The sequence below is a fragment of the Pseudomonas sp. BN515 genome (assembly GCF_029873155.1).
Lineage (GTDB): Bacteria > Pseudomonadota > Gammaproteobacteria > Pseudomonadales > Pseudomonadaceae > Metapseudomonas.
In genome coordinates this window covers 396,697-412,299 of the sequence record NZ_SSOH01000092.1, presented here as the reverse complement: position 1 = coordinate 412,299, position 15,603 = coordinate 396,697, and the positions used below count along the sequence as shown (strand labels likewise).

Here is a 15,603-nt window from a genome sequence, read left to right as displayed (position 1 = left end):
AGGCTGCAAGGCCCCGGCGTTACAGGCGGGGTTCGATTCGCAGGCGGCGGTCGCCGTTCTGATCGAAGCGGGTATCGGCGTCGGGCCGGCCGTCACGCATGACTTCACGCAGGGTCGGCTCTTCATCGGCCGCCTGTACCGCCTCGCGCTCGGCGCGGCGCGCCTTGAGCTTGTTCTCGATGGGCCAGCGAATAGCGGCGAATACCAGGTACAGGGTCAGGGCGATGATGCTGTACATGGTCAGGTCCAGCGCCGCCTTCCAGGCGTTATTGCCGACCTTGAACACGACGTCCAGGGCGGTGATGGCCACGGCCGGGGCGAACTGGTCCTTGGCCGGGTCGACGATGGTCGGGGTCAACAACAGGACCGCTACCAGTACCCGCAGGGGCTCACGCAGCCAGCGCCACATCCAGCCGGTCATGCGGAACCACACCAACAGGCAGCCAAGCGCAGCCACTCCGTAGGCGGACCAGGCGAGGAGGTAGTCGTGTTCAGTCATTGGCGTCCGTGGCAAGGCTGGCAAAAGGGCGCTTATGATAAACGCTTTTCGCGGTTCCGGCGCTCCTGCCGTCGCCGCCCGGCCTGCCTTCGAGAATGCCCATGTCCCAAGCCCCCATCGCCCGCATCGAACCCGGTGACGACCCCTACCGCTGGCTGGAAGAGCGCGACGCTCCTGAAGTACTCGCCCACCTCGAAGCGGAGAACGCCTGGCTGGAAACCGAACTGGCCGACCAGAAGGAGCTGCGCGAGACGCTGTTCCAGGAGATCAAGGGCCGCATCCGCGAGACCGACCTGTCCCTGCCGGTGCCCTGGGGCCCCTGGCTCTACTACCAGCGCACCACCGCCGGCGACGAGTACGGGCGCCATTACCGCTGCCCGCGTCCGGCGGACGGTTCCCTGACCCCGGACACGGCGGCCGAGGAGCTGCTGCTGGACCCGAACGAGCTGGCGGCCGGCGGCTTCCTCTCCATCGGCGCCTTCAGCGTCAGCCCCGACCACGCGCGCCTGGCCTACAGCCTGGACACCAGCGGCGACGAGATCTACCAGCTGTTCGTCAAGGAACTGGCCAGCGGTGAGGTGACCGCCCTGCCCTTCGAGCAGTGCGACGGCAGCATGACCTGGGCGAATGACAGCGCCACCCTGTTCTTCGGCGAGCTGGACGACACCCATCGCCCGCACCGCCTGCACCGCCATCGCCTGGGCGAGGCCGGCGCCACCCTGGTGTTCGAGGAAGGCGACGGCCGCTTCTTCCTCCACTGCTACCGCGCCAGTTCCGAGCGCCAGCTGATCCTGCTGCTGAACAGCAAGACCACCAGCGAATCCTGGGTGCTGGATGCCGAGACGCCTGACGGCGCCTGGACCTGCCTGGCACCGCGCGAGGAAAACCACGAGTACTACGCCGACCACGGCAGGCTGAACGGGCAATGGGCCTGGCTGCTGCGCAGCAACCAGACCGGCATCAACTTCGCCCTCTACCACGCCACCGAGAGCGCCCCCACCCGCGCGCACTGGCAGGAACTGATCGCCCACGACGAGGCGCGCATGCTGGAGGGCATCAGCCTGAACGCCGGCGGCTTCGTCCTCAGCCTGCGCGAAGGCGGCCTGCCCATCGTCCAGGTGCACCCGGAGGGCGCCGCGCCCTACCCGCTGCAACTGCCGGACGCCGCCTACAGCCTTTACGTGCAGGACAACCTGGAGTTCGACAGCCCGTTCGTTCGCCTGCGCTACGAAGCCCTGAATCGCCCGGCCCAGGTTCGCCAGCTGGAACTGGCCAGCGGCGAGCAGAAAGTGCTGAAGGAAACCCCGGTGGAAGGCCCGTTCGATGCCGATGCCTATGTCAGCCAGCGTCTCTGGGCGACGGCGGCGGACGGCACGCGCGTTCCCATCAGCCTGGTGGCCCGCCGCGAAGCCCTGGGCAAGCCCGCCCCGCTCTATCTCTACGGCTACGGCGCCTACGGCGAGAGCCTCGACCCCTGGTTCTCCCATGCGCGACTGAGCCTGCTGGATCGCGGTTTCGTCTTCGCCATCGCCCACGTACGCGGCGGCGGTGAGCTGGGCGAAGCCTGGTACCGCGCTGGCAAGCTGGAGCACAAGGCCAACACCTTCGGCGACTTCATCGCCTGCGCCGAGCACCTGATCGCCGAGGGCTACACCAGCCAGGCGCAGTTGGCCGTGAGCGGTGGCAGCGCCGGTGGCCTGCTGATCGGGGCGGTGCTCAATCTGCGCCCCGAACTCTTCGCCGCGGCCATCGCCGAAGTACCGTTCGTGGATGTGCTGAACACCATGCAGAACCCCGACCTGCCGCTGACCGTGACCGAGTACGACGAATGGGGCGATCCGAACGACCCCGAGGTGTTCGAGCGGATCAAGGGCTATGCGCCCTACGAGAACGTCCGCGCCCAGGCCTATCCGGCGATGCTCGTGGTGGCCGGCTACAACGACAGCCGTGTGCAGTACTGGGAAGCGGCCAAGTGGGTGGCCCGTCTGCGCGCAACCCGCACCGACAGCAACCCCTTGCTGCTCAAGACCGACCTCGGCGCCGGCCACGGCGGCATGAGCGGCCGCTACCAGGCGCTGCGCGACGTGGCGCTGGAATACGCCTTCCTCCTCAAGGTGCTGGGCCTTTCCGGCAACTGATCAGGGATTACCGGTGCTGGTCCCAAGCCCCTTGGAGTTGCGCTCCAGCTGCTGCTCCAGCACCGGAATGGGCTGGTCACGCTGCTCCAGGGACTCGCGCAGGCGCTGTTCCTGGTCCGGACGCTTCATCAATTGCGGACTGCCGCTCTGCGGCGACGGACTGGTGACCGCGCGCGGCACCACCTGCGGGTAAGGCTGCGGATTTGCCATACCGGGCGATCCTGCCGGGGCCTGAAGCGGCGCCCGCAGCAGCGGGGGATTCTGCGCCGCCGCGCCACCGGCGATCAGGGCCAGCGCCAGGAGCAGAGGAATTCGGGAACGAGTCATGATGCGGCCTCCTGCTCATCAGTGAGTCCAGTCTAGTTCTCGCCGGATCAGGCGTATCCCGACGCGACGGGATGCCAGCGATCCAGCGTCCCCGGAACTAGACTTTTCACAGGTTCAGGCACGGGAGCGAAAGATGAGCACGGGACAGTCGGAGACCCCGACCGGAAAGCTGGACAAACTTCTCGCCGACGAGCGCAAACGGCGCGAACACAGCTATCGGGAACAGGCGCTGAAGCTATTTCCCTGGGTCTGCGCCCGTTGCGGTCGCGAGTTCAGCGGCAAGCGCCTGTCCGAACTTACCGTGCACCACCGCGATCACAACCATGACAACAATCCGGCCGACGGCTCGAACTGGGAGCTGCTCTGTCTCTACTGTCATGACAACGAGCACTCCCGCTACACCGACCAGCAATGGCACAGCGAAGAACAACCCGGCGCGCGGCAGGGACCGCGCGCCACCTACAAGGCATTCGCCGCCATCGGCGACCTGTTGAAGCGCGAGGAATAGCCCGCCGGGCCGTTCGAAACCGAGTCTGCAAGGAGATCACGATGAAGATCCTCATGGTACTGACCTCCCATGACCAGCTGGGCAACACCGGCAAGAAGACCGGTTTCTGGCTGGAGGAGTTCGCCGCCCCCTACTTCGCGTTCCGCGATGCCGGCGCCGAGGTGGTGCTGGCTTCCCCCAAGGGCGGCCACCCACCGCTGGACCCGAAGAGCGACGACCCGGAGGCGCAGACCGAAGCGACCCACCGCTTTCGCGACGATGACGAAGCACGCCGGGCGCTCGCCAATACCCATATGCTGGCCGGCCTGGTGCCGGGCGACTACGACGCCCTCTTCTACCCCGGTGGCCATGGCCCGATGTGGGACCTGGTGGACGACCTGCATTCCATCGTGATGGTCGAAGCCTTCTACGCCGCCGGCAAACCCGTCGGCGCCGTTTGCCACGCGCCGGCGGTACTGCTCAACGCCAAGGCGCCGGACGGTGCGCCGCTGGTGCAGGGCAACGCGGTAACCGGTTTCTCCAACTCAGAGGAAACCGCCGTCGGCCTGGCCGACGTGGTGCCCTTCCTGCTGGAGGACGAATTGAAGGAAAAAGGCGGCCACTTCTCCAAGGTGGCGGACTGGCAGCCCCATGTGGTTGCCGACGGCAACCTGATCACCGGGCAGAACCCGGCATCGTCCGAGCCCACGGCGGCGGCCATGCTGGAGCTGCTGAGTGGACGACGGGGAGAGATGTAACCCGATTGGCGACGGATCGATGCCTGTAGGGGCGAATTCATTCGCAGGGGTTGCGCAGCAGCCCCCTCCAACGCAGGCCTTCCAGACTTTCGCGCCAGCCCGCCCCCTCACCCCCGGCCCCTCTCCCGCAGGCGGGCGAGGGGTGACTCGCGTCGGCGCGGCTAAAACAATCCTGAAGCCCATACACCGCCTGAAACTGAGCGAAATAGGTGGGGCGGGGACTCCGCCCCTTCAGGAGGCCGAGCGAAATCGTTGCAAAACGGAGCGAAGCGAAGTAACAGCCAAAGGCTGGCCCGAAGGGCGAGCGCAGCGAGTCAGGGGGACGAGCGGCATGGATGCCGCGAGAGGCGTGTGGGGCCATGTATGGCCCCTCTCGCCGTGCCCCCGGCGCAACGGTGAAGCGAGGGAACCCCGGCGAAGCCGGGGCCGAATGCAGGGGCAAGCGTTTTGGTTCCTTTTTGTGGGCGGCATTCCGACGTTTGAAAAAGGGACTCGCCTGGGAAGGCGAAACCAGATGCATCCGCAGAACTCGGTAAGCAGCCGGGACTAGGACGTTCCAGCAATGCTTAACGCAACAGCTTGGTATCCAGCACGTCCGACGCGCCGCCCATGATGTTCTCGGTGATTTCGATGAAGTCCTTGGTGCTGGCCTTGTCCAGGCGCATCAGGCCGCGGGCGACGTCGTCCATGGAGTGCTTGCCGTCGGTGCGCAGACGGATTTCCTTGTCCAGGTCCTGCAGCAGCAGTACCGCGCGGGCGGTGATGGCGCCGCTGGCATGTTCGCCGCGCAGGCTGTCCACCTTCTTGCTCCACTGGCGCAGCTGCCCACGGATCGCCTCGTAGCGGTCGTCGCCCAGGCCACCGGCGCGGCGCAGCAGTTCGATGGCGTAGTACTCGGCCACCCCTTCGCTGATCCAGTCACTGCGGTCGGTATCGCTGATCCGGCTGAGCACGTGCACCAGCTCATGCACCAGGGAGCTGGTGCCGTTCTCGCTCACCATCGGACGCGCCGAGTGCATGAAGAACGAGTTGGGTGCCGACAGGCCGCCACGCCACATGGGGTCGTTGGCGCCGACGATCAGCAGCTTGCCCGGCTCTCGCGGAAAGACTTCCTGGGCATGGGGCCAGACGAAGGTGAGCATGGTCAGGATGTCCATGCGCCGCATGCCCTCGCCCACTGGGGCGCTGACGGTGACGTCGGTCGTGCCCAGGGTGACCCGGCGGCTGCCCAGCTTACCGGCGAGGATCCAGCCGGTGGGTCGATCGAGCATGCGCTCGGGATTGTCGATGCGGAAACGGTTCTTGCCGATGCGCGGCCAACCGGTTTCCACCGACTGCCAGCCGCTGGGCAGTTCGAACTGCAGGCGCGCCACCAGGTCGACGCCTTCCACCATGTCCAGGCGTGCCGCCGGCACCAGGTCGTCACCACGCAGCAATGCCCAGTCCGGGGTCATGCGGGCGTCGAAGCGGCCGTCGCCACGGGGATGGCTGATGCGCACCTTGTAACTGAGGCTGGCCTTGCCCTTGCCGGGCACCCAGGTGCCGTGGCCCGGGTCTTCCTGGTTCCAGGTGCCGCTGGCCTTGAAGTCGCTGTAGTAGCCCTTGTCGCCCAGGTCGAAGCGCAGGCTGCGCACGCCGTCACCCTTCTCCAGCACCACATTGACTTCCGCCTGGTCGCTCTCGGGCAGAAAGCGCACCTGATAGTCGAGATCGACCTTCTTCGCCGCCCACAAGGGGGCGCTCAGGGTGAGCAGGACGGTGGACAGCAGGAGCTGGGAACGGGCGGACATCGAGAATGGCTTCCTTGGTGGGTGTGACGATCAGTCCCTGAGACTCGAAAGGTGGCGATTTGATCCGTGACCACCCCTGCAGCACGTTGAAAACGTGAGCGACGCGCCAGCGTGCAACTGCCTGCTAGCCTGCGCGGAAAATCAGATAGTCCTCCCAATCATCCTCGGAGACGCTGTTCTCGCTGAGCATGCGACCGGATTGGGAGATACCCGTCTTGTGCACCGCTTCGGGGTCATTGCAGATCAGGTGGTGCCAGGGCGGCAGGTCCTTGCCCTCAGCCACCAGGCGATAACCGCAGGTGGGCGGCAGCCATTGGAACTCGTCGGCCTGGGCCGGGGTGAGCTGGATGCAGTCGGCGACGAACTTGCGGCGATTGGCGTAGTCGGTGCAGCGGCAGGTCTTCAGGTCCAGCAGCTTGCAGGCGATGCGCGTGTAATAGACGCTGCCGTCGTCCTCGTCTTCCAGCTTCTGCAGGCAGCACAGGCCGCAGCCGTCGCAGAGGGATTCCCACTCTTCCTGATCGAGCTGTGCGAGGGTCTTGCGCTTCCAGAAAGGTTCGACTTTGGCGGCCATGGCGTGCGGGGGTTGGTTCGGGGGGCGCGTAGTCTAGTCGGGTACAGGGTATCGGCCAAGCATAGCTGACCGTCGGTTACAGCGCGGCGAACTCAGTAGCCGCGCTCGAAATTGACCTGCCCGCGCAACGGTTCGCCCGCCTGGTAGTGGTTGAGGTTGTCGACGAACAGCCGGGCCATGGCGCTGGGCAGCGTGGGTGCCGAGCTGTGGCCGGTGACCAGCAGGTTGGGCGCGTTCCAGAACGGGTGCCAGGCGGGCAACGGCTCTTCGCGACAGACGTCGATCACCGCCGCCGCCAGCTGGCCGGCCTGCAGTGCCGCCACCAGGTCGTGCTCCACCACCGCCACGCCGCGTCCGGCATTGATGAACAGGGCGGTCGGACGCATGCAGGCGAAAGTCGCCGCGTCGTAGATGTCGCGGGTGGTCGGGGTATCCGGCAGCAGGTTCACCACGCAATCGGCCCAGGCCACCTGTTCGGTCAGCGCCTCCATGCCGAAGACCCGTTCGAAAGGTTCCAGCGGGCGCGGCTCGCGGGCAATGCCGTGGAGCTCCACGCCGAAGGGTTCGAGGAAGCCGGCCACACTCTGGCCGATATCGCCGCTGCCGACGATCAGCACGCGCTTGCCTTCGAGGCTGCGCGGCAGGCGGTTGTCCCAGCGTTTCTCGGCCTGGGCGGCGGCCCGCGAGAACAGCTGCCGCTGATGGGCCAGCAGGTAGGTGAGGACGTACTCGGCCATCACCTGGCCGAAGATGCCCACGGCGCGGGTCAACCGGTAGTCCTGGGGCAGGTCGGCGGCCAGCAGCGGGGTGATGCCGGCCCAGGTCGACTGCATCCACTCCGGCTTGCAGCCCCTGCGCAGCAACTCCGCCATCAGGTCGGGCTCGCCCAGCCACACCGGGCATTCCCGCGCGGCCTCCGCCAGGCGCTCTACATCGCTGCCGCCATGGAACTGCAGGCCAGTCTGGGTGCGCAGCAGGTCGGCGTAGAGGGCGAACTCTTCTTCGGCGATGAGGATTTTCATCAGATGGGGTCGTTCATCCGCAGCAATTCTTCCGGCAGGTGCTCGATGTACTCGTCCTGGGCCGGCGGCATCTGCAGGTGATAGCCCTGCTTCTCGATGTTCTCCAGCACCTTGTTGATGTCCTCGCGGGCCAGTTGGCGCTCGGGCGTCAGCACCAGGTCAAAGGTGTGCTGCGGGGCGCCGAAGGCGGCGATCAGGGCTTCGGGCACACGGCTCAGGGCTTCGCGCTTGTCGACGTAGAGGTACATCTCGTTCTTGCGCGGGCTTTTGTAGATGGAGCAGATACGTTTCATGGTCGGGCTCGTGGGGCGAGCCGTGCCGGACGGCACGGCGGATTGGTTCATTGGCCGGCCGTGGCCAGGGTGTCCAGCAGGGCCTGGCCCATCAGCTCGCGGCGCCAGCCACGCAGGCCGTCGGGCAAGCTATAGGGGCCGTCGGGGAAACCGCTTTTCAGCAGGGCTTCCAGGTGCTTCTTGCGCAGCATCAGTTCCGGCGCCATTCCGAGGCGTTCGGCTTCGGAATGGCCGACGGCACGCAGCTTCTTCAGCAACGGCGAGGCATCCGGCGGCAGCGGCTCGGGCAGTGCTTCTGGCCATTGATCAGGCGGCGTCTCGGCGGCCTCGCGGATCAATTTAAGCAGGGTATTGCCGTCCTGACGCACGGTGCGCGGGTGCATGTCCTCGATGCGCGCCAGGGACACCAGGTTGTCCGGCTGGAAGCGCGCCAGTGGCCAAAGGCTGTGTTCACGCAGGATGCGGTTGCGCGGCTGGTCGCGCAGGCGCGCTTCGATCTCGCGCCAGGCGCACAGCTCGCGCAGCACGGCGAGCTGGGCACGAGAAAGCTTCCAGGCCAGCTTGGCTTCGCGGTAGAGCTCTTCGGGAAGGACTTCGCGGCGCAGGTTGGCCACCAGTTCGGCGCCATCTTCCAGCACCCAGGCGCGCTTGGGCTCGGTCAGGCGCGGTTCCAGGGCGGCGTAGAGCTCGGCCAGGTGCTGCGCGTCTTCGGCGGCATAGCGCACCTGCATCTCGGTGAGCGGGCGCTGCAGCCAGTCGGAACGGGTTTCGTCCTTGGGCAGGTCGATGCCGAGGACCGCCTGCACCAGGCGCGAATAGCCCATGGAGTAGCCGATGCCGAGGTAACCGGCGGCCAACTGGGTGTCCAGCAGCGGCTGCGGCAGGGCACCGGTCAGGCGCAGGAAGACTTCCAGGTCCTCGCTGCAGGCGTGCAGCACCTTGAGTACAGCCCGGTCTTCCAGCAGTTCGGCGAAGGGGGACCAGTCGCGAATCAGCAGCGGGTCGATGAGGAAGGCGTGTTCACCGTCGCCGACCTGCACCAGGCCGGCCTTGGGGTAGAAGGTGTCGACCCGCATGAACTCGGTGTCCAGGGCCACGAAGGGCAGGCGCCGCCACACGGCGCAGTGTTCGGCCAGCGCAGCGTCGTCGCGGATCCAGATAATGTCGATGGCCACAGGGCTCTCCTTGAATCAGTGGCGCGCAGTATATATCGCGCCGGGTCATCGCTTCGCGCCTTGCATCACTCCCGCCCCGCCGCTGCCGGTCCGCAGGGGGCGGGCGAGCGCCCAGGTTTTGTACATAACCTAGGCCAGTTCCGTGCGCAGCCGCTGCAACAGGGCTTCGGAACTGGGTTGCATGGGCTGGCGCAACTCGTCGCGGATCAGCCCCCGCATCGCCAGCAGGCTTTTCACCGGGGCCGGATTGGGTTCGGCGAAGGCCAAGCGAATCAGAGGCTGTATTTTCTGGAAGATCGCACGCGCGGCCTCAAGTTCACCTTTGCCGATGCATTCGGCCATTTCCACGAACTGGCGCGGGTAGATATGCGCCGACGCCGCGATCGCACCACGACCGCCCATGCACAGGGTGGTGAAGATCTGCCCGTCTTCGCCGGTCAGCACATCCAGCTCGCCGTCGGCGATCAGCGCCAGGGTGGTTTCCGGGTTGCCGCCGCAGTCCTTGATGGCCACGATCCGGGGGTGGCGGGCGAGCTGGCGCAGGGTGGCCAGTTCCAGGCGTACGCCGGTGCGGTAGGGGATGTCGTAGAGGATCACCGGCACGCTGGAGGCATCGGCGATGGCGCCGAACCAGGCCAGCAGGCCGTCCTGGGAGGGGCGGATGTAATAAGGCGCCGGCACCAGCACGCCGGCGATGGAACGACGCTGCACCTCACGCTGGAAAGCCAGCAGCTCGGCCAGGTTGTTACCCGCCAGCCCCATCACCAGGCGGTCGCCGGGCACCTCTTCCAGCAGCGCGTCCAGCACCGCCAGTTGCTCGTCCTTCGACAGCGCCGCCGCTTCTCCCGTAGTGCCGCAGGCCACCAGCCCGGCAACGCCTTCATCCAGCAGGTGCCGGGCCAGGCGGCGCAGGGCGGGGAAGTCGATGGCGCCATCGTTGAAGGGGGTCACCAGGGCAACCCAGATTCCAGAAAACACAGGCATTGCAGATCTCCTTTGGCTGACCGTCAGAGTCACCGTCGGAGGGATGCAGGGAGGAGATTCGAAGGGGGGAAGACCCGGTTCACGCCTACTGTCCTGTCAGCCCATCTGACGGGACAGCGCGCCCCGGTCAAATGAGCGACTGTTTCTTGGATTTCTTGCCCGCGGCAACGCCATAGGCCGACACCTGGGCCGAGAGGGCCAGGGCGGAAACGGCGGAGTGGGCGATTGTGGACATTGAAAAGCTCGGTTGGATCAAGCGAGGCACCGATACTGCTCAGTCCGCCCCCGCACTGTCAACCGCGGTCTGTCTGATGGCGCAACATTCAGCCCTGGCGCCGGCCTCGGGCGGCTGCTAAAAAGCCCGCGCAGAACAACAGGCCCCGGCCATCACCCCACCTCAACGGATACAAGAAGATGAAGAAGCTGCTGGGCGTGCTCGCCCTGCTGATCGCCGCCGTGGCGGTCTACCTCGCCGTCACGCCCTCCCCCATCGCCCCGCTGGCCTGGGACGCACCCAAGGCTCCGACCATGACCGGCGTACTGGAGCCCAACGACACCCTGATGAAGGCCGAGCTGGTCGCCCAGGGCCAGGTGCACGGACCGGAAGACACCGCAGTCGACGGCCAGGGCCGCCTCTACGCTGGCCTGCACGACGGCCGCATCGTGCGCATCGGCGAGAAGGGCGAGGTGGAAACCTTCGTCGAAACCGGCGGCCGCCCGCTGGGCATGGACTTCGATGCCGCCGGCAACCTGATCGTCGGCGACGCCTACAAGGGCCTGCTGCGCATCGCCCCGCAAGGCAAGATCACCGTTCTGGCCACCGAGGCCGACGGCGTGCCCTTCCGCTTTACCGATGATCTGGACATCGCCCAGGACGGCCGCATCTATTTCACCGACGCGTCCAGCAGGTTCCAGCAGCCGGATTACCTCCTCGACCTGCTCGAAGCCCGCCCCCATGGCCGCCTGATGCGTTTCGACCCGGTGAGCGGCAAGACCGAGGTGCTGCTCAAGGACCTCTACTTCGCCAATGGCGTGGCCCTGTCGGCCAACGAGGACTTCGTGCTGGTCAACGAGACCTACCGCTACCGCATCACGCGCTACTGGCTGAGCGGCGAAAAGGCCGGCACCCACGACGTCTTCATCGACAACCTGCCGGGCCTGCCGGACAACCTCCAGGGTGACCACCAGGGCAACTTCTGGGTCGCCCTGCCCACCCCGCGCAAGGCCGACGCCGACTTCCTCCACACCCAGCCCTGGCTGAAGGCACAGATCGCCAAGCTGCCGCGCATGTTCTGGCCCAAGCCAGTGCCCTACGGCCTGGTGCTGCAGCTGAACGAGAAAGGCGAGATCGTCCACAGCCTGCACGACACCAGTGGCACCCACCTGCGCATGGTCACTTCGGCCAAGCCGGTGGGGGATTACCTGTACCTGGGTAGCCTGGACAATGACCGGATCGGCAAGTTGAAGATTCGCTGAGGCACGGAAGGCTTTCTCACGGGGACATCGAACATGTAGGAGCGAGGGGGACGCCGAGTTCTTGCTCGCGAACGGGCGAGCTCAAGAGCTTCGCGAGCAAGCTCGCTCCTACATTGCCTGCTTACAAGGCTCGCGCTGGCGGCAGGTGGGAAGTCGCCCCTACAGGATTCATGGCTTCACCAGGCTCCTGCCCCAGCAGCTCCTGCATCCGGGCACGGGTCGCGGCCATCAGCTCGCCGAGCCGCGCCGCGTCGTACTGGCTGGCGTCGATGGGCTCACCCACGTGCACTTCCACCTTCTGCCCCAGGTTCAGGCGGAAGGTGCGGGCCGGCAGCACTCGGTGAATGCCGCGAATGGACACCGGAATGATCACGGCGTCGGTATCCAGGGCCAGATGGAAGCAGCCCTTCTTGAACTTCAACAGGCGGCCATCGTCGGAGCGGGTGCCTTCGGGTGCGGCCCAGAGGACGATGCCGCTCTCCATCATGCGCCGCGCGGTTTCCAGATCCGCCAGGGCCTGGCGGCGGTTGTGCCGGTCGATGGAAGGGAACTCGGCGGCACGCATGGCCGGGCCGAGGAAGGGGATGCGGAACAGCTCCTTCTTCGCCAGCATGCGGATCGACCCAGGCAGGGCAACGAAGCTGGCCGGAATGTCGTAGTGGCTGGAATGGCTGCAGAGGATCAGGTAACGGCGGCCATCGTTGAAGTCGGGTATCGCACCGTGCACCGACAGGTCCATGCGTACCAGGCGCAGCAGCAGGCGCGACATGGCACGCGTATAGCGGTCCACGCAGGCGCGGTCGAGGCGCTTCATCGGCGCACGTACCAGAACCTTGCAGCAGTAGTAGAGGACCACCGACAAGGTCCCCAGGATCACGCCCAGGCGGCGGATCAGCGAGGCACGTTCACTCAGTATTTGCAGGCTTGGCATCGGTCTCTCCCATCTTCTCCCGGCGCGACTTCATGCACGGGTGACCTTATGATGCCGATTGTCATTGTTTCGACACACTTGGCCCGCCAGCCTCCTGACCAAACGCACCCGCCACGGACCCAGCCCATGGACAAGAAAGACCTGCAGATCATCGCCCTCCTGCAGCAGGACGCCTCCATTTCCCTTGCGGAGCTGGCCGAAGCGGTGAATCTTTCCCCCACGCCCTGCTGGCGGCGCCTGCAGAAGCTGCGCGAGGACGGCGTGATCACCCGGCAGGTGGCGCTTTGCGATGCCGAGCGGCTCAAGCTCGGGGTCACGGTGTTCGTCACCATCCGCACCAGCCGCCACAGCGACGACTGGACCCGGCAGTTCATCGAAGGCACCCGTGACATCCCGGAGATCGTCGAGATCTACCGCATGACCGGCGACGTCGACTACCTGCTGAAGATCGTGGTGCCGGACATCAAGGGCTACGACGCGGTGTACAAGCGACTGATACGGGTGGCCGACCTGTCCGACGTCAGTTCCGGCTTCGCCATGGAGGTGATCAAACACACCACGGCGCTGCCCCTGGACCACCTGACGCAGGCCATCGACTCATGATTTCCCCGTCAGCGCCACCCTGTAAAAAATATTTCCAATGAAAAATAAATCAGTAGAAATTATTTCCACATCAACGGTATTCCCAGCAAATCAAAGCAAAGAAATTCCTCGCATCCATCGGTAATCTTTTCGCCATCCCGGACGCCTTCCGCTCCAGGCAGGCACTGCTCCAATTCGCTATCCCGACCCAGAGGTACACCCAGGTGGACGAACGCAAGCTGCATCTCGAAACACTGCTGGCCCATGAAGGCCGTGAACGGGGCCGGGTCGGCGGAACCGTGAACACCCCGGTCTACCGTGCCTCCACCCTGCTCTTCCCCAGCGTGGAAGCCCTGCACGCGCAGAACGGTACCCTCAACACCTATGGCCGCCACGGCAACCCCACCACCCGTTCGCTGGAAACCGCCCTGGCCGAACTGGAAGGCGCCTACGGGGCCATGCTCACCCCTAGCGGCCTGAGCGCCCTGACCACCGCCCTGCTGGCCACCCTCAAGCCCGGTGATCACCTGCTGATGACCGACTCGGTGTACGACCCGACCCGCGCCTTCTGCGACGAAACCCTGAAGCGCTTCGGCATCGAGACCACCTACTACGACCCACTGATCGGCGGCGGCATCGCCGAGCTGATGCGTCCCAACACCCGTGTGGTGTTCCTCGAATCTCCCGGCTCGCTGACTTTCGAAGTGCAGGACGTGCCCAGCATCGCCGAGGTGGCCCATGCCCACGGTGCGCTGGTGATGATCGACAACACCTGGGGCACACCGGTGCATTTCGCCTCCTTCAAGCACGGCGTGGATATCTCCATCCATGCCGCCACCAAGTACATCGTCGGCCACTCGGACGTGCTGATGGGCGTGATCATGACCACCGAGGCGCTCTTCCCGCAGGTGCGCGGTTTCTACAAGCAGCTCGGCCTGTCGGTCAGCGCCGACGACGCCTACCTGGCCCTGCGTGGCCTGCGCACCCTCTCTACCCGCCTGGAGCGCCACCAGCGCAATGCAGAGAAACTGACCCAGTGGCTGGCCGAGCAGCCGGAAGTGGCACGCATCCTCTACCCCGCCTTGCCCGGCGCGCCCGGCCACGAACTGTGGAAGCGCGACTTCACTGGCGCCTGCGGTCTCTTCAGCGTGGAATTCAAGGCGATGCCCGAACAGGCGATGCGCGCCATGCTCGATGGCATGCAACTGTTCGGCATGGGCTACAGCTGGGGCGGTTTCGAGAGCCTGATCCTGCTGACCAATCCTAGCGCCCACCGCAGCGCGACTACCTGGAAGACCGAAGGCCCGCTGGTGCGCCTACACGTCGGCCTGGAGCATCCGGACGACCTGATCGCCGACCTCGACGCCGGCTTCCAGCGCCTGCGCGCCGCCTGCCGCTGACCCCACGGGCGGCGCGGGTTCCGCGCCGCCGCCGATAGCGCGCGACAGTCTGTGCGGGCGTCCTTATGATGCTTGCCACAACAATGGTCACGACAAGGACCCCGCCATGTCGCTCGCACAACTCATCAGCCCTGCCCAACTCAGCGCCCGCCAGGAAGAACCGGGCCTGGTCATCCTCGACTGCCGCTTCTCCCTCGACGATCCGGCCTACGGCCAGCGCAGCTATGCCGAGAGCCATATTCCCAAGGCTCGCTTTGCCGATCTGGAGCACGACCTGTCCGGCCCGGTGACCAAGGGCGTGACCGGCCGCCATCCGCTGCCGGACCCGGCAGCGCTGACCGAGAAGCTGCGCAACTGGGGTATCGATGCTGAAAGCACGGTTGTGCTCTACGACGACGGCCCCGGCGCCTTCGCCGCGCGCGCCTGGTGGCTGCTGGCCTGGCTGGGCAAACGCGACGGCGTGTTCCTGCTGGATGGCGGCCTCAAGGCCTGGCGCGACGCGGAACTTCCGCTGACGGCCGTGACGCCGACAGCGCAACCCGGCACCTTCTCCGGACAGCCCGATTCCAGCCTGCTGGTCGATGCCGACGCGCTCCAGCAACGTCTGGGCAATGCGAACCTGACCCTGCTGGACGCCCGCGCCCTGCCGCGCTTCAAGGGCGAGGTAGAACCCATCGACCCGGTGGCCGGCCATATCCCCGGCGCCCAGTGCACGGCCTTCACCGACAATCTCGGCAGCGACGGCCGATTCCTTCCGGCCGACGCCCTCAAGCAACGCTTTGCCACCCTGATCGGCGACCGCCCGCTGGACGAGGTGGTGGCCTACTGCGGCTCGGGCGTCACCGCCTGCCACAACCTCTTCGCCCTGAGCCTGGCCGGCTATCCCCTGGCGCAGCTCTATGCCGGTTCCTGGAGCGAGTGGATCACCAACCCTTCCCGTCCCCTGGCCACGGGCGAATAAGGCAGAAAGCCAGCAGGCATGGGGCTTTGCGGCCCTTGCCCGCTGGCTTTTTTTTAATCACAGCCAGCTATATAGACAATAACCAGAAGCCTGAATCGGTTTAAAAACAGGCCTTTACAGCATAAATATCCCACTAGACTTCAAATCGAGCGGCTAACCCCGCTCCCGGTGGGGCTCTTTCCTAGAACGACGAGAAGCTGCCAAAA

General features: G+C 65.9%; 16 protein-coding genes. 7 read left to right on the top strand and 9 right to left on the bottom strand.

All coding sequences use genetic code 11. The features are described from left to right. Positions 1-19: 19 nt before the first annotated feature. A complete protein-coding gene (locus tag E8E91_RS27555) occupies positions 20-499 on the bottom strand; it encodes an MFS transporter (protein ID WP_280380308.1) in 480 nt (159 codons plus the stop codon). 95 nt (positions 500-594) lie between these two features. Here E8E91_RS27555 and E8E91_RS27550 point away from each other — a divergent pair, with 95 nt between their 5' ends. Continuing rightward, positions 595-2,637 (top strand): S9 family peptidase, encoded by a 2,043-nt coding sequence (locus tag E8E91_RS27550; protein ID WP_280380307.1) that lies wholly within the window; start codon positions 595-597, stop codon positions 2,635-2,637. Here the strand turns inward: E8E91_RS27550 and E8E91_RS27545 are convergent, their stop codons facing one another. Continuing rightward, complete coding sequence (locus E8E91_RS27545; protein ID WP_280380305.1) at positions 2,638-2,964, bottom strand: hypothetical protein; 327 nt, start codon at positions 2,962-2,964, stop codon at positions 2,638-2,640. 133 nt (positions 2,965-3,097) lie between these two features. Here E8E91_RS27545 and E8E91_RS27540 point away from each other — a divergent pair, with 133 nt between their 5' ends. After that, positions 3,098-3,472 carry a YajD family HNH nuclease gene (locus E8E91_RS27540; protein WP_280380304.1) on the top strand — a complete coding sequence of 125 codons (375 nt, stop codon included), beginning with the start codon at positions 3,098-3,100 and terminating at the stop codon, positions 3,470-3,472. A gap of 41 nt (positions 3,473-3,513) precedes the next feature. Then, positions 3,514-4,209, top strand: coding sequence for a type 1 glutamine amidotransferase domain-containing protein (locus E8E91_RS27535; RefSeq protein WP_280380303.1), 696 nt, complete (start codon positions 3,514-3,516; stop codon positions 4,207-4,209). 566 nt (positions 4,210-4,775) lie between these two features. Here E8E91_RS27535 and E8E91_RS27530 read toward each other — a convergent pair. The 6 genes from E8E91_RS27530 to dapA all read right to left on the bottom strand — a co-directional run bounded on the left by E8E91_RS27530 (position 4,776) and on the right by dapA (position 10,047). Continuing rightward, positions 4,776-5,999, bottom strand: a complete 1,224-nt coding sequence (locus E8E91_RS27530; protein ID WP_280380300.1) for a hypothetical protein — start codon at positions 5,997-5,999, stop codon at positions 4,776-4,778. A gap of 124 nt (positions 6,000-6,123) precedes the next feature. Further along, positions 6,124-6,573, bottom strand: coding sequence for a YcgN family cysteine cluster protein (locus E8E91_RS27525; RefSeq protein WP_280380299.1), 450 nt, complete (start codon positions 6,571-6,573; stop codon positions 6,124-6,126). A gap of 92 nt (positions 6,574-6,665) precedes the next feature. Beyond that, positions 6,666-7,595 carry a D-2-hydroxyacid dehydrogenase gene (locus E8E91_RS27520; RefSeq protein ID WP_280380297.1) on the bottom strand — a complete coding sequence of 310 codons (930 nt, stop codon included), beginning with the start codon at positions 7,593-7,595 and terminating at the stop codon, positions 6,666-6,668. Further along, entirely contained in the window at positions 7,595-7,888 is a 294-nt protein-coding gene (locus E8E91_RS27515; RefSeq protein WP_190832665.1) for a YcgL domain-containing protein, read from the bottom strand. The genes E8E91_RS27520 and E8E91_RS27515 overlap by 1 nt, the downstream gene beginning before the upstream one ends. Before the next feature lie 47 nt (positions 7,889-7,935). Beyond that, positions 7,936-9,063 (bottom strand): ribonuclease D, encoded by a 1,128-nt coding sequence (rnd, locus tag E8E91_RS27510; protein WP_280380295.1) that lies wholly within the window; start codon positions 9,061-9,063, stop codon positions 7,936-7,938. Positions 9,064-9,192: 129 nt separating this feature from the next. Next, the gene (gene dapA / locus E8E91_RS27505; protein ID WP_280380292.1) at positions 9,193-10,047 is read right to left on the bottom strand and encodes a 4-hydroxy-tetrahydrodipicolinate synthase; all 855 of its coding nucleotides are present in this window, start codon (positions 10,045-10,047) and stop codon (positions 9,193-9,195) included. Positions 10,048-10,461: 414 nt separating this feature from the next. On the opposite strand from dapA, the gene E8E91_RS27500 reads away from it, so the two are divergent. Continuing rightward, a complete protein-coding gene (locus E8E91_RS27500; protein WP_280380290.1) occupies positions 10,462-11,523 on the top strand; it encodes an SMP-30/gluconolactonase/LRE family protein in 1,062 nt (353 codons plus the stop codon). Positions 11,524-11,644: 121 nt separating this feature from the next. On the opposite strand, the gene E8E91_RS27495 is transcribed toward E8E91_RS27500, so the two are convergent. Then, positions 11,645-12,454, bottom strand: a complete 810-nt coding sequence (locus E8E91_RS27495; protein WP_280380288.1) for a lysophospholipid acyltransferase family protein — start codon at positions 12,452-12,454, stop codon at positions 11,645-11,647. 126 nt (positions 12,455-12,580) lie between these two features. Here E8E91_RS27495 and E8E91_RS27490 point away from each other — a divergent pair, with 126 nt between their 5' ends. From E8E91_RS27490 to E8E91_RS27480, 3 genes are all read left to right on the top strand, one after another. Further along, positions 12,581-13,057, top strand: a complete 477-nt coding sequence (locus E8E91_RS27490; protein ID WP_280380286.1) for an Lrp/AsnC family transcriptional regulator — start codon at positions 12,581-12,583, stop codon at positions 13,055-13,057. Positions 13,058-13,260: 203 nt separating this feature from the next. After that, positions 13,261-14,436: a cystathionine beta-lyase gene (gene metC / locus E8E91_RS27485; protein ID WP_280380284.1), complete on the top strand. Its 1,176-nt coding sequence runs from the start codon at positions 13,261-13,263 to the stop codon at positions 14,434-14,436. A gap of 106 nt (positions 14,437-14,542) precedes the next feature. Beyond that, positions 14,543-15,397, top strand: coding sequence for a sulfurtransferase (locus E8E91_RS27480; protein WP_280380283.1), 855 nt, complete (start codon positions 14,543-14,545; stop codon positions 15,395-15,397). Positions 15,398-15,603: the final 206 nt, after the last annotated feature.